This is a genomic window from Klebsiella sp. CN_Kp106, assembly GCF_040064575.1.
GTDB classification, from domain to species: domain Bacteria; phylum Pseudomonadota; class Gammaproteobacteria; order Enterobacterales; family Enterobacteriaceae; genus Klebsiella; species Klebsiella michiganensis.
On sequence record NZ_JBEAIG010000052.1, the window covers coordinates 47,876 to 65,196 of the forward strand.

Annotated in this window: 17 protein-coding genes; 5 read left to right on the forward strand and 12 right to left on the reverse strand. The window is 56.5% G+C overall.

Annotation, left to right across the window (positions count from 1 at the left end; all coding sequences use genetic code 11):
• Positions 1-71: 71 nt before the first annotated feature.
• A complete protein-coding gene (locus ABLU96_RS17430) occupies positions 72-758 on the reverse strand; it encodes a tRNA/rRNA methyltransferase (protein WP_032747866.1) in 687 nt (228 codons plus the stop codon).
• 398 nt (positions 759-1,156) lie between these two features.
• On the reverse strand, positions 1,157-1,297 hold the full coding sequence (yjjY, locus tag ABLU96_RS17435; protein WP_001541509.1) for a protein YjjY: 141 nt from the start codon (positions 1,295-1,297) through the stop codon (positions 1,157-1,159).
• A gap of 95 nt (positions 1,298-1,392) precedes the next feature.
• On the opposite strand from yjjY, the gene arcA reads away from it, so the two are divergent.
• A complete protein-coding gene (gene arcA, locus ABLU96_RS17440) occupies positions 1,393-2,109 on the forward strand; it encodes a two-component system response regulator ArcA (protein ID WP_002887843.1) in 717 nt (238 codons plus the stop codon).
• A gap of 53 nt (positions 2,110-2,162) precedes the next feature.
• On the opposite strand, the gene creD is transcribed toward arcA, so the two are convergent.
• The 4 genes from creD to creA are packed head-to-tail and all read right to left on the reverse strand — an operon-like array spanning position 2,163 to position 6,178.
• Entirely contained in the window at positions 2,163-3,521 is a 1,359-nt protein-coding gene (gene creD / locus ABLU96_RS17445) for a cell envelope integrity protein CreD (protein WP_049069365.1), read from the reverse strand.
• A gap of 57 nt (positions 3,522-3,578) precedes the next feature.
• Positions 3,579-5,003, reverse strand: coding sequence for a two-component system sensor histidine kinase CreC (gene creC / locus ABLU96_RS17450; RefSeq protein WP_025106862.1), 1,425 nt, complete (start codon positions 5,001-5,003; stop codon positions 3,579-3,581).
• A complete protein-coding gene (gene creB / locus ABLU96_RS17455; RefSeq protein WP_004098427.1) occupies positions 5,003-5,692 on the reverse strand; it encodes a two-component system response regulator CreB in 690 nt (229 codons plus the stop codon). Before creB ends, creC begins: the two co-directional genes overlap by 1 nt.
• A 12-nt stretch (positions 5,693-5,704) precedes the next feature.
• Positions 5,705-6,178 carry a protein CreA gene (gene creA, locus ABLU96_RS17460; RefSeq protein WP_004098425.1) on the reverse strand — a complete coding sequence of 158 codons (474 nt, stop codon included), beginning with the start codon at positions 6,176-6,178 and terminating at the stop codon, positions 5,705-5,707.
• 209 nt (positions 6,179-6,387) lie between these two features.
• On the opposite strand from creA, the gene robA reads away from it, so the two are divergent.
• Entirely contained in the window at positions 6,388-7,257 is an 870-nt protein-coding gene (robA, locus tag ABLU96_RS17465; protein WP_014227841.1) for an MDR efflux pump AcrAB transcriptional activator RobA, read from the forward strand.
• Here the strand turns inward: robA and gpmB are convergent.
• Positions 7,254-7,901, reverse strand: coding sequence for a 2,3-diphosphoglycerate-dependent phosphoglycerate mutase GpmB (gene gpmB / locus ABLU96_RS17470; RefSeq protein WP_014227840.1), 648 nt, complete (start codon positions 7,899-7,901; stop codon positions 7,254-7,256). The two genes, robA and gpmB, sit on opposite strands and share 4 nt — an antisense overlap.
• 114 nt (positions 7,902-8,015) lie before the next feature.
• On the opposite strand from gpmB, the gene yjjX reads away from it, so the two are divergent.
• On the forward strand, positions 8,016-8,531 hold the full coding sequence (gene yjjX / locus ABLU96_RS17475) for an inosine/xanthosine triphosphatase (protein ID WP_064406221.1): 516 nt from the start codon (positions 8,016-8,018) through the stop codon (positions 8,529-8,531).
• Here the strand turns inward: yjjX and trpR are convergent.
• Positions 8,518-8,850, reverse strand: a complete 333-nt coding sequence (gene trpR, locus ABLU96_RS17480; protein ID WP_004098417.1) for a trp operon repressor — start codon at positions 8,848-8,850, stop codon at positions 8,518-8,520. The genes yjjX and trpR overlap by 14 nt on opposite strands.
• A 117-nt stretch (positions 8,851-8,967) precedes the next feature.
• Positions 8,968-10,905, reverse strand: a complete 1,938-nt coding sequence (gene sltY / locus ABLU96_RS17485) for a murein transglycosylase (RefSeq protein WP_064406223.1) — start codon at positions 10,903-10,905, stop codon at positions 8,968-8,970.
• A gap of 273 nt (positions 10,906-11,178) precedes the next feature.
• On the opposite strand from sltY, the gene ettA reads away from it, so the two are divergent.
• Positions 11,179-12,846, forward strand: coding sequence for an energy-dependent translational throttle protein EttA (gene ettA, locus ABLU96_RS17490; RefSeq protein ID WP_014227837.1), 1,668 nt, complete (start codon positions 11,179-11,181; stop codon positions 12,844-12,846).
• 108 nt (positions 12,847-12,954) lie between these two features.
• On the opposite strand, the gene nadR is transcribed toward ettA, so the two are convergent.
• From nadR to serB, 3 genes are read right to left on the reverse strand one after another with little or no spacing between them, the layout of a single operon-like run.
• A complete protein-coding gene (nadR, locus tag ABLU96_RS17495; RefSeq protein ID WP_004098414.1) occupies positions 12,955-14,187 on the reverse strand; it encodes a multifunctional transcriptional regulator/nicotinamide-nucleotide adenylyltransferase/ribosylnicotinamide kinase NadR in 1,233 nt (410 codons plus the stop codon).
• 21 nt (positions 14,188-14,208) lie between these two features.
• Positions 14,209-15,591 (reverse strand): DNA repair protein RadA, encoded by a 1,383-nt coding sequence (gene radA, locus ABLU96_RS17500; protein ID WP_004098408.1) that lies wholly within the window; start codon positions 15,589-15,591, stop codon positions 14,209-14,211.
• Between the two features lie 9 nt (positions 15,592-15,600).
• On the reverse strand, positions 15,601-16,572 hold the full coding sequence (gene serB, locus ABLU96_RS17505) for a phosphoserine phosphatase (protein WP_014227836.1): 972 nt from the start codon (positions 16,570-16,572) through the stop codon (positions 15,601-15,603).
• 104 nt (positions 16,573-16,676) lie between these two features.
• Between serB and ABLU96_RS17510 the strand changes: the two genes are divergently transcribed.
• A complete protein-coding gene (locus tag ABLU96_RS17510; protein ID WP_014227835.1) occupies positions 16,677-17,318 on the forward strand; it encodes a YtjB family periplasmic protein in 642 nt (213 codons plus the stop codon).
• Positions 17,319-17,321 lie beyond the last annotated feature (3 nt).

The window sequence follows — 17,321 nt, forward strand, 5'->3', positions numbered from 1 at the left end:
TCATCCGCATTTACGCATCCAGACGCCAATAATTAGCACATAAAACCATATGAAAATAATATGACAGCATTTTACCCTGGGAGGTTTTTTTCAATATCGTGCAGTAAACGATGCAGCATGGCGGTGTCTCGCTGCTGCAAAAGTCCTATCCGCTGCTCCAGCCAGTCGGACAGTTTTACATCGTCACCCGCGCCGAGGCGATTAAGCAGATCGCGCGTTCGCAGGCGTAACGCCTGCAGTTGATTATCATCTGCGTCGGCGGAGGTTGACGGGGCCTGCTGCAGCAATGAGGTCAGCTGGTAGCAATAGACCATCACCGACTGCCCCAGGTTTAGCGAAGGATAGTCAGCCGCCATAGGCACACCGGTCAACACATCGGCAAGGGCCAGCTCTTCATTCGTCAGACCAGAATCTTCCCGGCCAAACACCAGCGCGGCATGATGCATCCACTGCGCTTTTTCTTCCAGCAGCGGCAGGAGCTGCTGCGGCGTCGCATAGTAGTGGAAACGCGCCCGGCTGCGGGCGGTCGTGGCCACGGTAAAATCAACATCGTGCAGCGCCTGCTCCAGCGTGGCATAAGTGTTGATATTATCGAGGATATCGCCAGAACCGTGCGCGACCCAGCGCGCGGCGGGCTGCAAATGCGCCTCGCTATCGACGATACGCATGTCGCTAAACCCCATGGTTTTCATCGCTCTGGCTGCCGCCCCGACGTTTTCCGCCCGAGCCGGGGACACTAATACAATTGATAAACGCATTCGGTTTCTCTTTTACCTTTTAGGCGGTGGGAATAACGATTTTTTCCCTCATTTTACGCGCCGTGAATTTACAAATTTGCAACAAAAATCACTAAATTTGAGCTTTATCACCCATAAAAAAAACTAAACTATTCCCAAGGCACCATGACACAGAGTATGTTAACAGAACGGCTTTATCCGTATGTTTGGCAATGAAATTTACGTCCGAGTACGTTTTGAGGCTTTGGATTCACCGCGTTTATTATTTTCTCATTGCAACTAATTGAGCGAAGTATGAATTGTGAAGATGAATCCCGTTTAGATGCAATGATTTCACAAGACTGTTAACGTGCTACAATTGAACTTGATATATGTCAACGAAGCGTAGTTTTATTGGGTGTCATGCCTCACTTAGCCTGTTATGTTGCTGTTAAAATGGTTAGGATGACAGCCGTTTTTGACACCGTCGGGTCCAGAGGGAAAGTACCCACGACCAAGCTAATGATGTTGTTGACGTTGATGGAAAGTGCATCAAGAACGCAATTACGTACTTTAGTCATGTTACGCCGGGCATGTTAATTTGCGACATGCACCAGGCAGGTCAGGGACTTTGGTACTTCCTGTTTCGATTTAGTTGGCAATTTAGGTAGCAAACATGCAGACCCCGCACATTCTTATCGTTGAAGACGAGTTGGTAACACGCAACACGTTAAAAAGTATTTTCGAAGCAGAAGGTTATGATGTATTCGAAGCGACCGATGGCGCGGAAATGCATCAGATCCTGTCTGAAAATGATATCAACCTGGTGATCATGGATATCAACCTGCCGGGTAAAAATGGTCTCCTGTTAGCACGCGAACTGCGTGAGCAGGCGGACGTCGCGCTGATGTTCCTCACCGGCCGCGATAACGAAGTGGATAAAATCCTTGGCCTCGAAATTGGCGCCGATGATTATATCACTAAACCGTTCAACCCACGTGAACTGACGATCCGCGCGCGCAACCTGCTCTCCCGTACCATGAACCTGGGTACCGTGAGCGAAGAGCGCCGTAGCGTGGAAAGCTATAAGTTCAACGGCTGGGAGCTGGATATCAATAGCCGCTCGCTGGTAAGCCCCAATGGTGAGCAGTACAAGCTGCCGCGCAGTGAATTCCGCGCCATGCTGCACTTCTGCGAAAATCCGGGCAAAATCCAGTCGCGTGCGGAACTGCTGAAGAAAATGACCGGCCGTGAGCTGAAGCCGCACGACCGTACCGTGGACGTGACCATCCGTCGCATTCGTAAGCATTTTGAATCCACTCCGGACACCCCGGAAATTATCGCCACCATCCATGGCGAGGGGTACCGCTTCTGTGGCGACCTGCAGGAATAACACCGTTTTTCTTGCTGTCATAACGTAAAAACGGCGCAATTCGCGCCGTTTTTTTATTTCCAGATCCTGAGCTTATCGTCATCCTGACCAGCGTCCGGCAGCTCACCTTTTGCCTTCGGCAGAGATAACGCGTACCAGTCAACGTGGCGGGTCAGGAACATCAGCGCACTTAACGCCAGCAGCAATACGCCGGTCCCCAGCAGCAATGCGCTATCTTCCGATCGCAACAGCATCCACATAACGCCGTCCAGCAGCAGTAGCGCGCAGACGAACAGTAAACTGTTACGCCAACCATTCAATACTGCCTGAAGATACACCCCGTTGATAAGCGCGCCTAGCAGGCTGGCGGCAATCCACGATGCCGTAAAACCGATATGTTCGGACAGCGCCAGCAGCACCAGATAGAACATGACCAGCGACAGCCCCACCAGCAGATACTGCATGGGGTGCATGCGATACCGCGTTAAGCTTTCAAAAACAAAAAATGCCATAAACGTCAGCGTTATCAACAGAACGGCATATTTTGTCGCCCGATCGGTCAGCTGATATTGATCGGCGGGCGTGGTGACATTCACGTTGAAAGCAGGCAACTGACGCCACTCAATCTGCCGACCCTCAACAAAAAACTTCGCCATATTGTTGGCAAACCAGGTGCTTTGCCACTGGGCGCTATAGCCTGTTGGGCTGACTTCCCGCTTTGCAGGTAAAAAGTCGCCAAGGAACCCCGGGTGCGGCCAATTGCCGGCAAGCTGTAAGGTACTGTTGCGCCCAAGCGGAACCACCGAGAAACTGCCGCTGCCATTCAGATTGAGCGTGAATTCAATATCCAGCGCTTTTTGTTCAGGGAGTAACAGCGGCATCGGCATATGAATGCCCTCCCCGCTGTCGTCGAGACCCGGCCCAGGCTCAACGGGTAGCCTCTCGCCATTGAGCTCTGGTGACTTAATCTCGCCAATACCGCGCGCATCGCTGACGCTGACGACCAGAAACGGTCTGCCCAGCGTAATCGTCTGCTTCCTGAGCGCCTTGATGCGCGAAGGTTCAAAATGCGCTTTGACGCTGAGATTATTGTGCCAGATCTGCCCCTCATAGATACCGATTCTCCGGGATTCAACATCCTGATTACCGGTGACCGCCAGCGTCTCCGGCAGCCAGTAGTGTACCCATTGGGTTTGATATTCTACCGTTTTAGTTCCCTCAACCCGCGTTAGCGTCTCGGTCACCGGAATGGCAATCAGCGGCCCAGCCAGTTTCTGCGATCCGCTGGTGCTGCTCTCCAGCGCGTCAACCACGTCGCTACGATAGTCCGCGCGTTCAACGATCAGCTGCCGGACCAGCATCAGCGGGATCGACAACAGTAAAATGCACCCCAGCAGGGTGCTCATTTTCCAGAATAGTGGTGATTTCAACATAGCCCTCTCCTTAGTGATGCGCTCACCTTAAAGGGGCCGTGTGGGGAGAGTTTGAAGCTATGTGAAGTGAGCGTGAAGTGTCAGCAAAGCGCACGCACCGCCTTCAGGGCGATTAACCAGCTGGATATCCCCCTGATGCAGGCGCGCGACTTCACGAACAAACGCCAGCCCCAGGCCACTGCTTTTTTGCCCATTTTCACGAGGCAGGGAATAGAAACGTTCAAAAATACGCCCCAGGGCGTAGTCGGGAATGCCGCATCCCGTATCGCATACGGTTAACAGCACGCCGCCATCACGCTCTTCAGCACCAAGCAGGATTTCCCCTGCGGAAGGCGTGAAATCGATAGCATTATCAACGAGATTACCCAACGCCTGCGCCAGAAGCTCCCGATCGCCTTCAACCATCAGAGGCGTATCCTGCCAGCGCAGCGTCACTTTTTTCGCCGCCAGCGCGATCTCGCGCTCCTCGGCCAGGCGATGAAATAGCTCAGCGACGGGGACGGGACGTCGGGCGATCTCCAGCCGGTTCTCCAGCCGGGCCTGCTGGAGCAAATTTTCCACCAGCGACTGCATTCGCGCGTTCTGCGCCAGAATATTACGCGTAAAACGGGCGGCGACCTCAGGCGGAGGAGCCTCACGGAGAATTTCTGCCGCGCCGCGAATCGCCGCCAGCGGGCTCTTCAGCTCATGGGTCAGCGCATAAATATAGTTTTCAATGGCGTTTTTACCTTCAAGCTTAAGGCGCATACTCTCCAGCGCCTGCGCCAGCTTACGCAGTTCGCTGCCGCCCAGATTCGGCAGCGGAACCGGACGATCGGCGGTCACGGAGTCCGCGTAGCGAACCAGCTTGCCGATGGAAAAGTTAATCCACCATACCATCGCAGCGCCTATCAGGAGCGCGATCCCCAGCAGCGCCCCGCCGGCCCACAGAATACGCCGCTCGCTGCGTTTAATGACCGGCGCCATGGCCAGATTGGGTTTCCCGACGCTTAGCACGCCAATGATTCGGCCGCTGTCAGTCACCGGCGCGGCAATATACATCACCGAGCTGTTATCATCGTTCGGATCGCTGCGCGTGCTGCGCGCGCCGTATTGCCCGCGTAAAGTGAGCCAGACATCGTTCCAGCGCGAGTAGTCTTGCCCCAGCGCACTGCCCGCAGAATCAAACACCACCTTGCCCTGCGCATCGGTCATATAGACGTGATATTCATTGCGAACTTTATTAATGCCGGCAATGTTGGCGTTGATCGGCTGGCGATGCAGCGTTTGAAAAGCCTGGGCCAGGCGCCCGTGCTGGGGATCGGCGGAGAGTAAATCCTCGCGGGCCAGCTCGGCAAGCAGGGTAGCCGTATCAATCAGCGTCCCTTCGGTTGCCCGCCGGACCCCGGGTTTAATCTCCTGAACGAAGATGGAAAGCACAAACCAGGCCGCGATCGCCACAATCAAAAAGTAGCCCATCAGCAGCCGCATACCGATGCGCATCAGAAGCCTCCAAGGCTGTATCCCATGCCGCGGTGCGTATTGATGGGGGAGATGTCAGGGTTCACTTCTCGCAGCTTAGCGCGCAGCGTTTTGATATGAGTATCCACGGTACGATCGAAGCTCTCGTTCGCATCGCCCCATACCTGCTCCATCAGCAGCTGGCGGGAAAAAATGCGCCCCGGAGAGTGCAGTAGCGTTTTTAATAATAAAAACTCATAGCGGGTCAGATTCAGGCTCTGACCGCACCAGGTGACCCGAGCCGCGGCGTCGTTCAATGTGAACTCCCCCACGCGCAAGAGCGGTGGAGGGGCGGCGAACTTCTGCAGCCGCCGCAGAACGGTGCGAACTCTGGCGCAAACTTCACGAGGGGAAAATGGCTTGGCAATATAGTCATCAGCGCCGATTTCCAGGCCAAGCAGCTTATCCACCTCTTCGCTGCGGGCCGTCAGGAACAGCACCGGCAGCGCCGGGTAGCGAGCAAGCAGCCGCCGACAGAGCTCAAACCCGCTGATATCCGGCAGCCCGACGTCGAGAATCGCCAGGTCGGGTTGGTGGTGATGTGCCGCATCGAGCGCCGGCAGCCCGCGCTCGAACGCCGTAACGATAAATCCTTCCTGCTGCAGCTGGTAGACGAGCGTATCGGCGATGCTCATCTCATCTTCCACCAACCAGATCCGCGGTTGTTGCATCGGCGTTCCCTGTTATTTATTCCATGGCATAATCGGCACCGCGCTAATCGCGTTCTTCGGCGAGCCATCGACGATTTTATCCGAATAGGTCAGATAGACCAGCGCATTGCGTTTGGCATCGTAAAAGCGCACCACCTGCAGCTTTTTAAATACCAGCGAGGTGCGTTTCTGGAACACGACATCGCCCTGCGTTTTACCGTTTTTGATTTTATCCGTCAGCTCAATCGGCCCCACCTGCTGACAGGAGATCGCAGCATCAGAGGTATCTTCCGCCAGCCCTAACCCGCCTTTAATTCCCCCGGTTTTCGCCCGGCTGATGTAGCACGTCACGTTTTGTACATCCGGGTCGTCAAAGGCCTCTACGACAATTTTATGATCCGGCCCAAGGAACTTAAACACGGTATCCACAGAGCCAATTTGCTCCGCCTGCGCCATCTGAGACCCCGCCAGTAAAAGCATACCTGCCACTAACTTCTTGTATTTCATATTGTTACCATTCTTAAAAATTTAGCTGAGTGATTATCACACATTAAGAAGAAAAGTTTTATAGATCACAGCTTTACAAAATTACCACCGATACTTCTGGAAGAATCGCATTTAAAAGCAAAAAAAACACTGAATGCTAAAACATCAAAAAATGCTATTATCCGCTACCTTTAGTATCAGGCACCTGAGTTTAAGGATGGGGATATTTTATGGATCAAGCAGGGATTATTCGCGATCTCCTTAGCTGGCTGGAAGGTCACCTGGATCAGCCACTCTCACTGGACAATGTGGCAGCGAAGGCGGGTTATTCCAAGTGGCATCTGCAAAGAATGTTCAAGGACGTGACCGGCCATGCCATTGGTGCCTATATTCGCGCCCGTCGCTTATCTAAGTCAGCGGTTGCCCTACGCCTGACCGCGCGTCCGATTCTCGATATTGCGCTGCAGTATCGCTTTGACTCGCAGCAGACTTTTACTCGCGCATTTAAAAAACAGTTCTCGTTGACGCCAGCCCTTTACCGACGCTCCCCCGACTGGAGCTCTTACGGTATGCGTCCTCCGCTGCGTCTGGGCGAGTTCACCATGCCGCAGTACGAATTCGTCACGCTGAACACCACTCAGCTGGTCGGCGTGACCCAGAGCTATACCTGCAAGCTGGAAGAGATCTCCGATTTCCGTAATCAGATGCGCGTGCAGTTCTGGCGTGAATTCCTCGCCAATACGCCATCGATTCCTCCGACGCTGTACGGCCTGCATGAGCCGCGTCCGAGCCTCGATAAAGACGATGAGCAGGAGGTGTTTTACACCACCGCGCTGACGCCGGAGCTGGCTAACGGCCATCTGCACAACGCCCACCCGGTGACGCTGGAAGGCGGCGAATACGTGATGTTTACCTACGAAGGATTGGGCACCGGGCTACAGGAATTTATTCTGACGGTTTACGGCACCTGCATGCCGATGCTCAATCTCACTCGTCGTAAGGGCCTGGATATCGAACGCTTCTTCCCGGAAGATGAAAACCGGAATCAGGAACCGCCTATTCAGCTGCGCTGCGAATACCTGATTCCGATTCGTCGTTAACGCTGTAGCTCATCCATCGCGGGGGCATCAAGATGCGAGACATCCCCCGCGGTTTCCACGACCCATCCCGATGCCAGCCAGGGGCTTTGCTGATAGTCAACGCGAGAGATAGAGCAGTTGCGCAGACGCAGGCGACGCTCCGCATAGGCGGGCAAGCCAAGAATCGTACTCACCAGACACCCCAGCGCCATGCCGTGGCTCACCAGCAGCGGCCGGCTACCTGCGGGCAGCTCCAGACAAGAGGTCAGCGCCGCGTGCATACGGTCGCTCAGCTCCTGCATTGACTCTCCCTGCGGGATGCGCCCGTCGGGCGTACCGTTAACCAGCTGTCGACGCCAGCCCTCTTCTTCTTCGCTCAGCGAGTCGATATGGCGCTTTTCCAGCACGCCCATATCCAGCTCACGCAAGCGTGAATCGGTCATGACGCTGCATCCGCAGGCTTCAGCGATGATTTCTGCGGTACGCCGCGTCCGGCCTAAATCGCTGGCGATAATATGCGTAATCCCCAGCGTTCTGGCGCGCTCGCCTACCTGCCAGGCCTGACGCTCACCGTGGGCGGTAAGCGGACTGTCGGACTGGCCCTGAATACGTCGCTCGGCGTTCCACTGCGTTTCACCGTGGCGAACAAGGTATACCTGTAACATGCTTTATTATCCGTTATGAGCTCTTAACCATTAAGCTACAAGCATAGCCGCCTGCAACAAGAATGATTTGGAGTATACTGCGATGATGTTTAGTATTTCTGAGTTGTTTTGATTATGCACCATGTTGTCTCAGCTACCACTAATCCCGCCAAAATTCAGGCAATTCTGCAGGCTTTTAACGAGATCTTCGGCGAAGGATCCTGCCACATTGAGTCCGTCTCCGTCGAGAGCGGCGTGCCGGAACAGCCTTTCGGCAGCGACGAAACGCGCGCTGGCGCACGAAACCGCGTGGCTAACGCGCGTCGCGCGCAGCCCAATGCTGACTTCTGGGTCGCTATTGAAGCCGGCATCGATGAGGGCAGCACCTTTAGCTGGGTGACGATCGAGGACGGCAGCCTGCTCGGCGAAGCGCGCTCGGCGACCCTGCCGCTGCCGCAGGTCATTCTTGAAAAAGTCCAGGCAGGAGAAGCGCTGGGGCCGGTGATGTCTCAGTATACCGGCATCGATGAAATTGGCCGTAAAGAGGGCGCTATCGGCGTATTTACGGCCGGAAAACTGACGCGCAGCAGCGTTTATCATCAGGCCGTCGTGCTGGCGCTAAGCCCGTTTCATAACGCTATTTATCGTTAACGTTAATCAACGCCTGCTCCAGCCACAGACGCAGCTCCGGCGGGGCTGACTTCAGGCTGTTCGAACCGCGGGTAATGGTGGCGATCCCGGCGCCGAGCTCGTTTTTCAGCTCGCGCTGGCTCATCTCGCCGCGCAGCAGCTCTTCAATAATACGCACCCGCGTGCCCAGCGCCTCGCGCTCGTCGGGCGTCAGCATGAGCTGTAAAAGCGGCAGATGGAGATCGTCGGCGTACGCCTGCTGCAGGAGGGCAACAAATCGCAGCCACTCCTGATGACGCTGTTCGGCCACCGCCGCTGAATAGGGGGATTGTTGGGTCATGTTACGCCACCTGTCGAATGTACTCACTAACGAGTACAAAGCATAACATACTTCTGTCCGGACTCTACGGATTTCGGGCAACATCGCGAAATACGATGTTGCCCGACGACGGCGATATTAATAGCGCAGCTTCCACTCCGTATCGCTCAGCAGCGTCTCTTTCTGGCCCATAAAATAGCGATAGTAGGCGTCATAGGACAAAACGTTTTTCACGTAGCCGCGCGTTTCAGAGAAAGGAATGCTCTCAATAAACGCCACCGCGTCAATGCGGCCGCCGCTGTTGCCCCGCCACGTGCGCACCCGCCCGGGACCGGCGTTATAGGCCGCGGAGGCGAAGATACGGTTATTGCCAAACTGCTGGTAAACATATTGCAGATAGCTGGTACCAATGTTGATGTTCATTTCCGGATCGAGCAGCTGCGATGGACCGCTATAGCCGGGAATACTGAACATGCTCACCGTATGCGTTGCCGTCCCCGGCATAATCTGCATCAGACCGCGGGCGCCAACCGGTGAACCGGCTTTCGGGTTCCAGGCGCTCTCCTGACGCGCAATGGCCATCGCGTAGCTTTGCGGAATATCTTTACCGCTGATATAGCGGGTAAAGAGGTCGTTATAGGCCAGCGGGAAACGCTCTTCCAGCTGATCCCACAATTTACCGGCGATGGTGGCCTGGACGCTGAGATCCCACCAGTTCTGATTAAACGCGTAACGAGCCAGCTGCGCCTGCTGGTCTTTGGTCTTGCTGGTGACCAGATTGGCCCACTCGCTGCGGGCGGTGTTATCCATATTCCAGTACATCAGTTCGCGCACCCGCGCCATTTCCGGCCCCGAGGTCAGCGCCGGATCGAGGTTCGCTGGCGCTTTATCGATGCGGAACCTGTACTCCTCGCCAAGGCGCTGCGCGGCGACCATCGGATAGAAGCCGCGCTGCTGCATCAGCGAGCGGAGAATATCTTTCGCTTCGTCATCGCGCCCGCGCTCCAGCAGCAGATCGGCCTGCCAGTAGCGCCATTCGTCCTTCTCTTTCGCCTCCATCGGCAAGCGCGCCAGCCAGGTGTTCAGGCCCCGGCGGTCCCCAAGGCCCAGCGCCATACGAACCCGGCGCTCCACCAGCGAGGTGGATTGCGAACGCATGATGGCATCGTCGCGCCAGATGGCCTGCTCTTCGGTCACGTCGCTGCCCATCAGGCGCCAGGCGACGATGTCCCGCAGCTCCTGAATCTGATCTTCATTGAGCTGCTGCGCCTGCGCTAATGAGGGGATCATCAGGCGCGCATTTTCCACATCCTGCCGCGCAACGCTGGCAAACGCGACCGCCGCCATCTGGCGGGTAAAATCCGTCGCGCCGGTTGTCCGGGCGAACGTCATCACGCTATTGGGATCGTTAGCCAGCGCGATGACCGCCGTCGAAATCGTTTGATAATCGGCAGGCATCTGCTGGGCCAGGACCCGCACCAGGCTGGTATTGCCCGCTTTCATCGCCAGGCGAATGCGTTCAAGGTAGGCCAGCGGATCCTGCTGGCCGGAGGCGCGCCAGGCGCCAAACAGCTGGTCACAGGCGTTTGGCTGACTTTTGCCGCTCAGCCACAGCGCTTTGGCGCCGTCCCAGGCCTCCTGAGCCTGGCCGACGTTCCACTTCGCATAGTAGTAATTGCACTGCGCCTCGGTGCCGGTCGGCTTATCCGGGCTGAAGGCCAGCAGGCCGCGCCAGTCGCTACGGCGCGCCAGTTCATTGACGAACCGTGATTTCAGCGAGCGCGCGGGAGGCAGCGTCGGGTTGGCGGCGATAAAGTTGGTCACCACCAGCGCCGGCTGGTTCATCAGATCGTCGGTAATCTGCCGGTACTGGAGATAAGGATAGAGCGGATAGGTCGTCAGGGTGGGCATCAGCTGATTGACGACGTCCATTTGTCGACTGTCCCACGCCTGTTTAATTTGAGCATAGCGGCTGCGCTGTTCATCCAGTGAATCCGCATGCGCCAGTTGGCTTAACGTCAGCAGACTTACGCTGGCGGCCAGAAGACGCCACGTCACAGTTTTGGCTTTTTCCACAAGCTCTTCCTCTATTCAGATACACCACAGCAGCATCATGCCGCGGGCAAAAATTTCAGGTATTACGTAGATATGCTAATCAGACAACGCGAATCGCGCCACGTCCCGGACATTTTTTTACGCTTTTGTGAATCCCATCGCCTCGCTGGGATTAAAGCGCGAAAAAGGCTACACTTCGCCTTTGAAAACTATTCACTACCCTACTCAAAATCATTCTGGCTGCATCAAGCGAGCCTGAGGGATGAAGAGTATATAAAAGAGGCGAAGTCCAACGTGGCTCAATTCGTTTATACCATGCATCGTGTCGGCAAAGTGGTTCCGCCGAAACGTCATATTCTGAAAAATATCTCCCTGAGCTTTTTCCCTGGCGCAAAAATCGGCGTTCTCGGTCTGAACGGCGCCGGTAAGTCTACCCTGCTGCGCATCATGGCCGGCATCGATACCGATATCGAAGGCGAAGCCCGTCCGCAGCCGGGCCTGAAAATCGGCTATCTGCCGCAGGAGCCGCAGCTCAATCCGGAGCAGACCGTACGTGAGTCGGTTGAAGAAGCGGTGGCCGAAGTGGTCAACGCCCTGAAAGGTCTGGATGAGGTGTACGCCAAATACGCGGAGCCGGATGCCGACTTCGACAAGCTCGCCGCTCAGCAGGGCAAGTTCGAAGAGATTATCCAGGCGCACGATGGCCATAACCTGAACGTCCAGCTTGAGCGCGCGGCGGATGCCCTGCGTCTGCCGGACTGGGACGCGAAAATCGCCAACCTGTCCGGCGGTGAGCGCCGCCGCGTCGCGCTGTGCCGCCTGCTGCTGGAAAAACCAGACATGCTGCTGCTCGACGAACCGACTAACCACCTGGATGCAGAGTCCGTCGCGTGGCTGGAACGCTTCCTGCACGATTTCGAAGGCACCGTCGTGGCGATTACCCACGACCGCTACTTCCTCGATAACGTCGCCGGCTGGATCCTTGAGCTTGACCGCGGCGAAGGTATTCCGTGGGAAGGCAACTACTCCTCCTGGCTGGAGCAGAAAGATCAGCGTCTGGCGCAGGAAGCTTCTCAGGAAGCGGCGCGCCGTAAGTCAATCGAGAAAGAGCTGGAGTGGGTCCGTCAGGGCGCGAAAGGCCGTCAGTCTAAGGGCAAAGCCCGTCTGGCGCGCTTTGAAGAGCTTAACAACGTCGAGTACCAGAAGCGTAACGAGACTAACGAACTGTTTATTCCGCCAGGCGCACGTCTGGGCGATAAAGTGGTTGAAGTCAGCAACCTGCGTAAGTCCTACGGCGACCGTCTGCTGATTGACGACCTGAGCTTCTCGGTACCGAAAGGCGCTATCGTCGGCATCATCGGCCCGAACGGCGCGGGTAAATCCACCCTGTTCCGCATGATGTCCGGTCAGGAACAGCCTGATGCCGGTTCAATCACCCTGGGTGAAACCGTCAAGCTGGCCTCCGTCGATCAGTTCCGCGACGCGATGGACAACAGCAAAACCGTATGGGAAGAAGTTTCCGGCGGGCTGGATATCATGAAGATTGGCAACACCGAGATGCCGAGCCGCGCCTACGTGGGCCGCTTTAACTTCAAAGGCGTTGACCAGGGCAAGCGCGTTGGCGAGCTGTCCGGCGGTGAGCGCGGTCGTCTGCACCTGGCGAAGCTGCTGCAGGTGGGCGGTAACGTCCTGCTGCTCGATGAGCCCACCAACGACCTGGATATCGAAACCCTGCGCGCGCTGGAAAACGCCCTGCTGGAGTTCCCGGGCTGCGCGATGGTTATCTCGCACGACCGCTGGTTCCTCGACCGCATCGCGACCCACATTCTGGACTACCAGGATGAAGGTAAGGTGGAATTCTTCGAAGGTAACTTTACCGAATACGAAGAGTACAAGAAACGCACCCTCGGCGCCGATGCGCTGGAGCCGAAGCGTATTAAGTACAAACGTATCGCGAAGTAAAAGCAAAAGGGCAACGCAGGTTGCCCTTTTTCGTGTTTGCCCCCTCTCCCGCCGGGAAAGGGCTGTAGCCAGGCGCAGGCATTCATGCGGCATCAGGCCGCAGAAGGCCTATCCCTGCTCGCCCATCATCTCTTTCACCAGCTCCACGCAGCGCAGGAAGCGGGCATCGTAGTCGGCCTCTTTCACATGCACAAAATCTATCTCGTTTTCCTTGAGCAACGACACCAGCAGCGTCTGAAACTCTTTGCGGTCCACCGAGCTGCCAAGGCTACGCAAACCATCGGCCACCCACGGCGTGTTGTTTTCCAGCAGAATGACCAGGTCAAAACGATACTCGTCGATCAGCGCCTGCACAAAGGGGTGTTCCCGCCCTTCGTACTTGAGACAGAACGCCTGGGTGCTGACAAAGTCCGTGTCGATGAACGCCACCTTGTTGGCATACTTCACAGCGAAATCAATATATTGCGCGTGGCCGAGGGCAATCTTGTCGTAGTCGGAATATTGCAGCGCCATCTCATCGCCGCCGAGGTGCGAAAAGACGTAGTCGCGGCCATACTCCCAGGCGCTGGTGGTATTAAAGATATTGGATAGCTTATTCACCAGCGTCGACTTACCGCTCGATTCACCGCCCAGGATCGCCACCGTGCGCACGAAAAACGGCTTCACTTCGGTAGGAATATATTCCCAATAGCGGAACGGGTTTTCACGAATCTGCCCGCCGCTGATGTTCATAAAGGTGCGTTTAGGATCGATGAGTACGGTTTCAATTCCCAGATGATCCAGATACTGCGGCGCGTCGCCCTCTTCCGAGGTGTAGATCCAGTTAGGCTCAATGCCCTTCTCGTTCATAAAGGCGCGGATCCCGCGGCTCCAGACGTCCCAGCCGTGCGGATAAGGTTCCATCCCCTCTTCATTGAAGGCGTGGATGCGGATATTTTTCTGGTACTTGAAGGTCTGCAGCAGCCAGCGCAGGCGATCGGGCACGGTCGGCTGCTGCGACATCGCGCTCTTTTCAAACAGCTCGCGGTCGCGGGGATCGTCGTAGCCCATAATGATGTGCAGCTCATCGACCTGGCTACAGGCGCGCTGAATCAAATAGATATGTCCGGTATGCAGCGGGTAAAACTTACCAAATACCACGCCAACGCTTTTTTGCCGACGCGGAAACTCCAGCCCGAGAAACCGGTGCAGCGCTTCCAGCTTCTGCGCGCTGGGGCTTTTAATTTTCGCGTTCAGCAGCTGGCTCAGATAGCCTTTTGTCATCCCACTGGCGTCAGCTACCTGCTGTAGCGTACACCCCTTCTGCTTTATGGCGCTTTTTAAATAGTCAAATGACGACATCGCGAGTCTCCTTTTAACTTATTATAAGTCGTCAAAGACGCTAAGTGCGTCCGCAAGCTTTTTCACGCCAAAGATTTGCATCCCTTCCGGCACTTTTTTCGGCACATTGGCTGCCGGAACAATCGCCCGACGAAAACCATGCTTAGCCGCTTCTGAAATACGCTCCTGGCCGCTCGGCACCGGGCGAATTTCGCCTGCCAGACCCACTTCGCCGAAAACCACCAGGTCCTGGGGCAGCGGACGGTCGCGCAGGCTGGAAACCATCGCCAGCAGCAGCGCCAGATCGGCGCTGGTTTCGGTGACCTTCACGCCACCAACCACATTGACGAAGACGTCCTGGTCGGCCATCTGCAGACCGCCGTGACGATGCAGGACCGCCAGCAGGATCGCCAGACGGTTCTGCTCCAGCCCCACCGCCACGCGGCGCGGGTTGGACATCATCGAGTGATCGACCAGCGCCTGGATCTCCACCAGCAGCGGTCGCGTGCCTTCCCAGACCACCATCACCGAACTGCCGGAAGTCACTTCGTCACCGCGGCTCAGAAAGATAGCCGAGGGGTTGCTCACTTCACGTAGCCCCTGCTCGGTCATGGCGAATACGCCCAGCTCGTTGACCGCGCCGAAGCGGTTTTTATGACTGCGCAGGGTGCGGAAACGAGAATCGGCGTCGCCGTCGAGCAGCACGGAGCAGTCGATACAGTGCTCCAGCACTTTCGGCCCGGCCAGCGAGCCGTCTTTGGTCACGTGGCCGACCATGACGATAGCCACGCCGCGCGTCTTGGCAAAGCGCGTTAAATAGGCCGCCGTTTCGCGCACCTGGGCCACGCTGCCCGGCGACGACTGCACGTCGGCCATATGCATTACCTGGATGGAGTCGATAACCATCAGCTGCGGCTTTTCTTCATCGGCAATCTGGCAAATCTGCTCAATGCTGGTTTCTGACAGCATATTGAGGTTAGCCGTCGGCAGGCCTAAACGGTGAGCGCGCATCGCCACCTGCTGAAGCGACTCTTCCCCGGTGACGTAGAGCGTTTTCATACCTTCGGCGAGCTTACACAGGGTTTGCAGCAGCAGCGTCGACTTACCCGCGCCGGGGTTGCCGCCGATCAGAATCGCGCTCCCCGGCACCACGCCGCCGCCGAGCACGCGGTCAAACTCTTTAAAGCCGGTCGAAAAGCGCGGCAGCGCTTCGAGGCTAATATCGGAGAGCTTCTGCACTTTCGATACGCCGGCATTACCGGCATATCCTGACAGACGTTCGTTTCTTGCCACCTGGGGCGAAGCGGCAATGCGCATCTCGGTTATGGTATTCCAGGCATGACAGGCGCTGCACTGCCCCTGCCAGCGCGGATAATCCGCACCGCATTCATTACAGACAAATGCGCGTTTTGGAGCTTTCGCCACGTTAACCTCTTACTTTTGATTCATGCTGCCGGAGAGAATACAGAATACCCCCATCAGGTCAGCGTGGCGGATTGTCACTTCCGCCAGTTCATTAACTTTGGGCTTAGCATGATAGGCGATGCCGAGCCCTGCCGCTTTAATCATCGGCAGATCGTTTGCGCCATCGCCAATGGCGACGGTTTGCGCCGGCGGGATCTCATACTTTTCCGCCAGTTTACGCAGCGTATTGGCTTTATATTTCGCATCGACGATATCGCCGATAACGTTGCCGGTCAGCTTACCGTCCATGATCTCCAGTTCGTTGGCGACCACCGCGTCGAGATGCAGCTTGTCGCGCAGATACTCGGCAAAGAAGGTGAAGCCGCCGGAGGCGATCGCCACTTTCCAGCCGAGCGTTTCCAGCTTCAGCACCAGCTGGGTCAGGCCCGGCATCAGCGGCAGCGTTTCCCGCACCTGCAGCAGAATATTGGCATCGGCATCTTTCAGCGTCGCCACCCGCTGGCGCAGGCTGGCGGTAAAATCAAGTTCGCCGCGCATCGCGCGCTCGGTCACTTCAGAGACCAGCTCGCCGGTACCGGCCAGTTTGGCGATTTCATCAATGCACTCAATCTGAATCGCCGTCGAGTCCATATCCATGACCAGCAGCCCCGGCGTACGTAAATGCGGGATTTTACCCAGCGGCGCAACGTCAAAACCGGCCTCATGGGCCAGACGGGTCGCTCGTAGCGTCAAAGAACCAGCCAGCCGAATCACCTGATAGTCGTCGACCGCCCAGGAGGCAACAATCACCAGGGCCGCCCCCAGTTCGCGCTGCCACTCGGTCAGGCGACGCTTGTTAAGACCGCGACCATACAGCAGCCAGCCGCTGCGTCCGGCATGATAATCCAACGGCATGACCTCATCACCGCTCAGGGAAAGCGGCAATCCAGGCCACTGGGAAACATCTTCAGGCAGGTCGCACCAGGTCAAACTGTTTGGCATCACGGCTCCACATAACTTCATTCAGGCGAGGAAAATAACGCATGAGGCTACCTTGTAACCAGCGCTTCTGGCAACATTAAGCTGCAAATTTTCAAAGGTGGAATATGGTACGCGCAAAACTTAAATTCCGGCTGCATCGCGCGGTGATTGTTCTGATCTGTCTCGCGCTCCTCGTCGCCCTGATGCAGGGGGCCTCATGGTTCAGCCAGAACAGCCAGAAGCAGCGCAATCCGCAGCTGGAAGAACTGGCCCGCACGCTCGCCCAGCAGGTCACGCTCAACCTGGCGCCGCTGATGCGTAGCGAAACGCCCGACGAAAAGCGGATTAGCCAGCTACTGGATCAGCTTACCCATAAAAGCCGGATCCTCGACGCCGGCGTATATGACGAACAGGGCGACCTGGTGGCGCGTTCCGGCGAAAGCGTCGAGGTACGCGATCGGCTGGCGCTGGACGGTAAAAAAGCCGGCGGCTACTTCAACCAGCAAATCGTCGAACCTGTTCAGGGTAAAAACGGCCCGCTCGGCTACCTGCGCCTGACGCTGGATACCCATACCCTGGCCACCGAAGCGCAGCAGGTCGATAATACCACCAATATCCTGCGTCTGATGCTGCTGCTATCTCTGGCCATCGGCGTCGTCCTGACGCGCACCCTGCTGCAGGGTAAACGTACCCGCTGGCAGCAATCGCCTTTCCTGCTCACCGCCAATAAGCCGGTGCAGGATGAAGATAAAGATGAATCAGAATAAGGA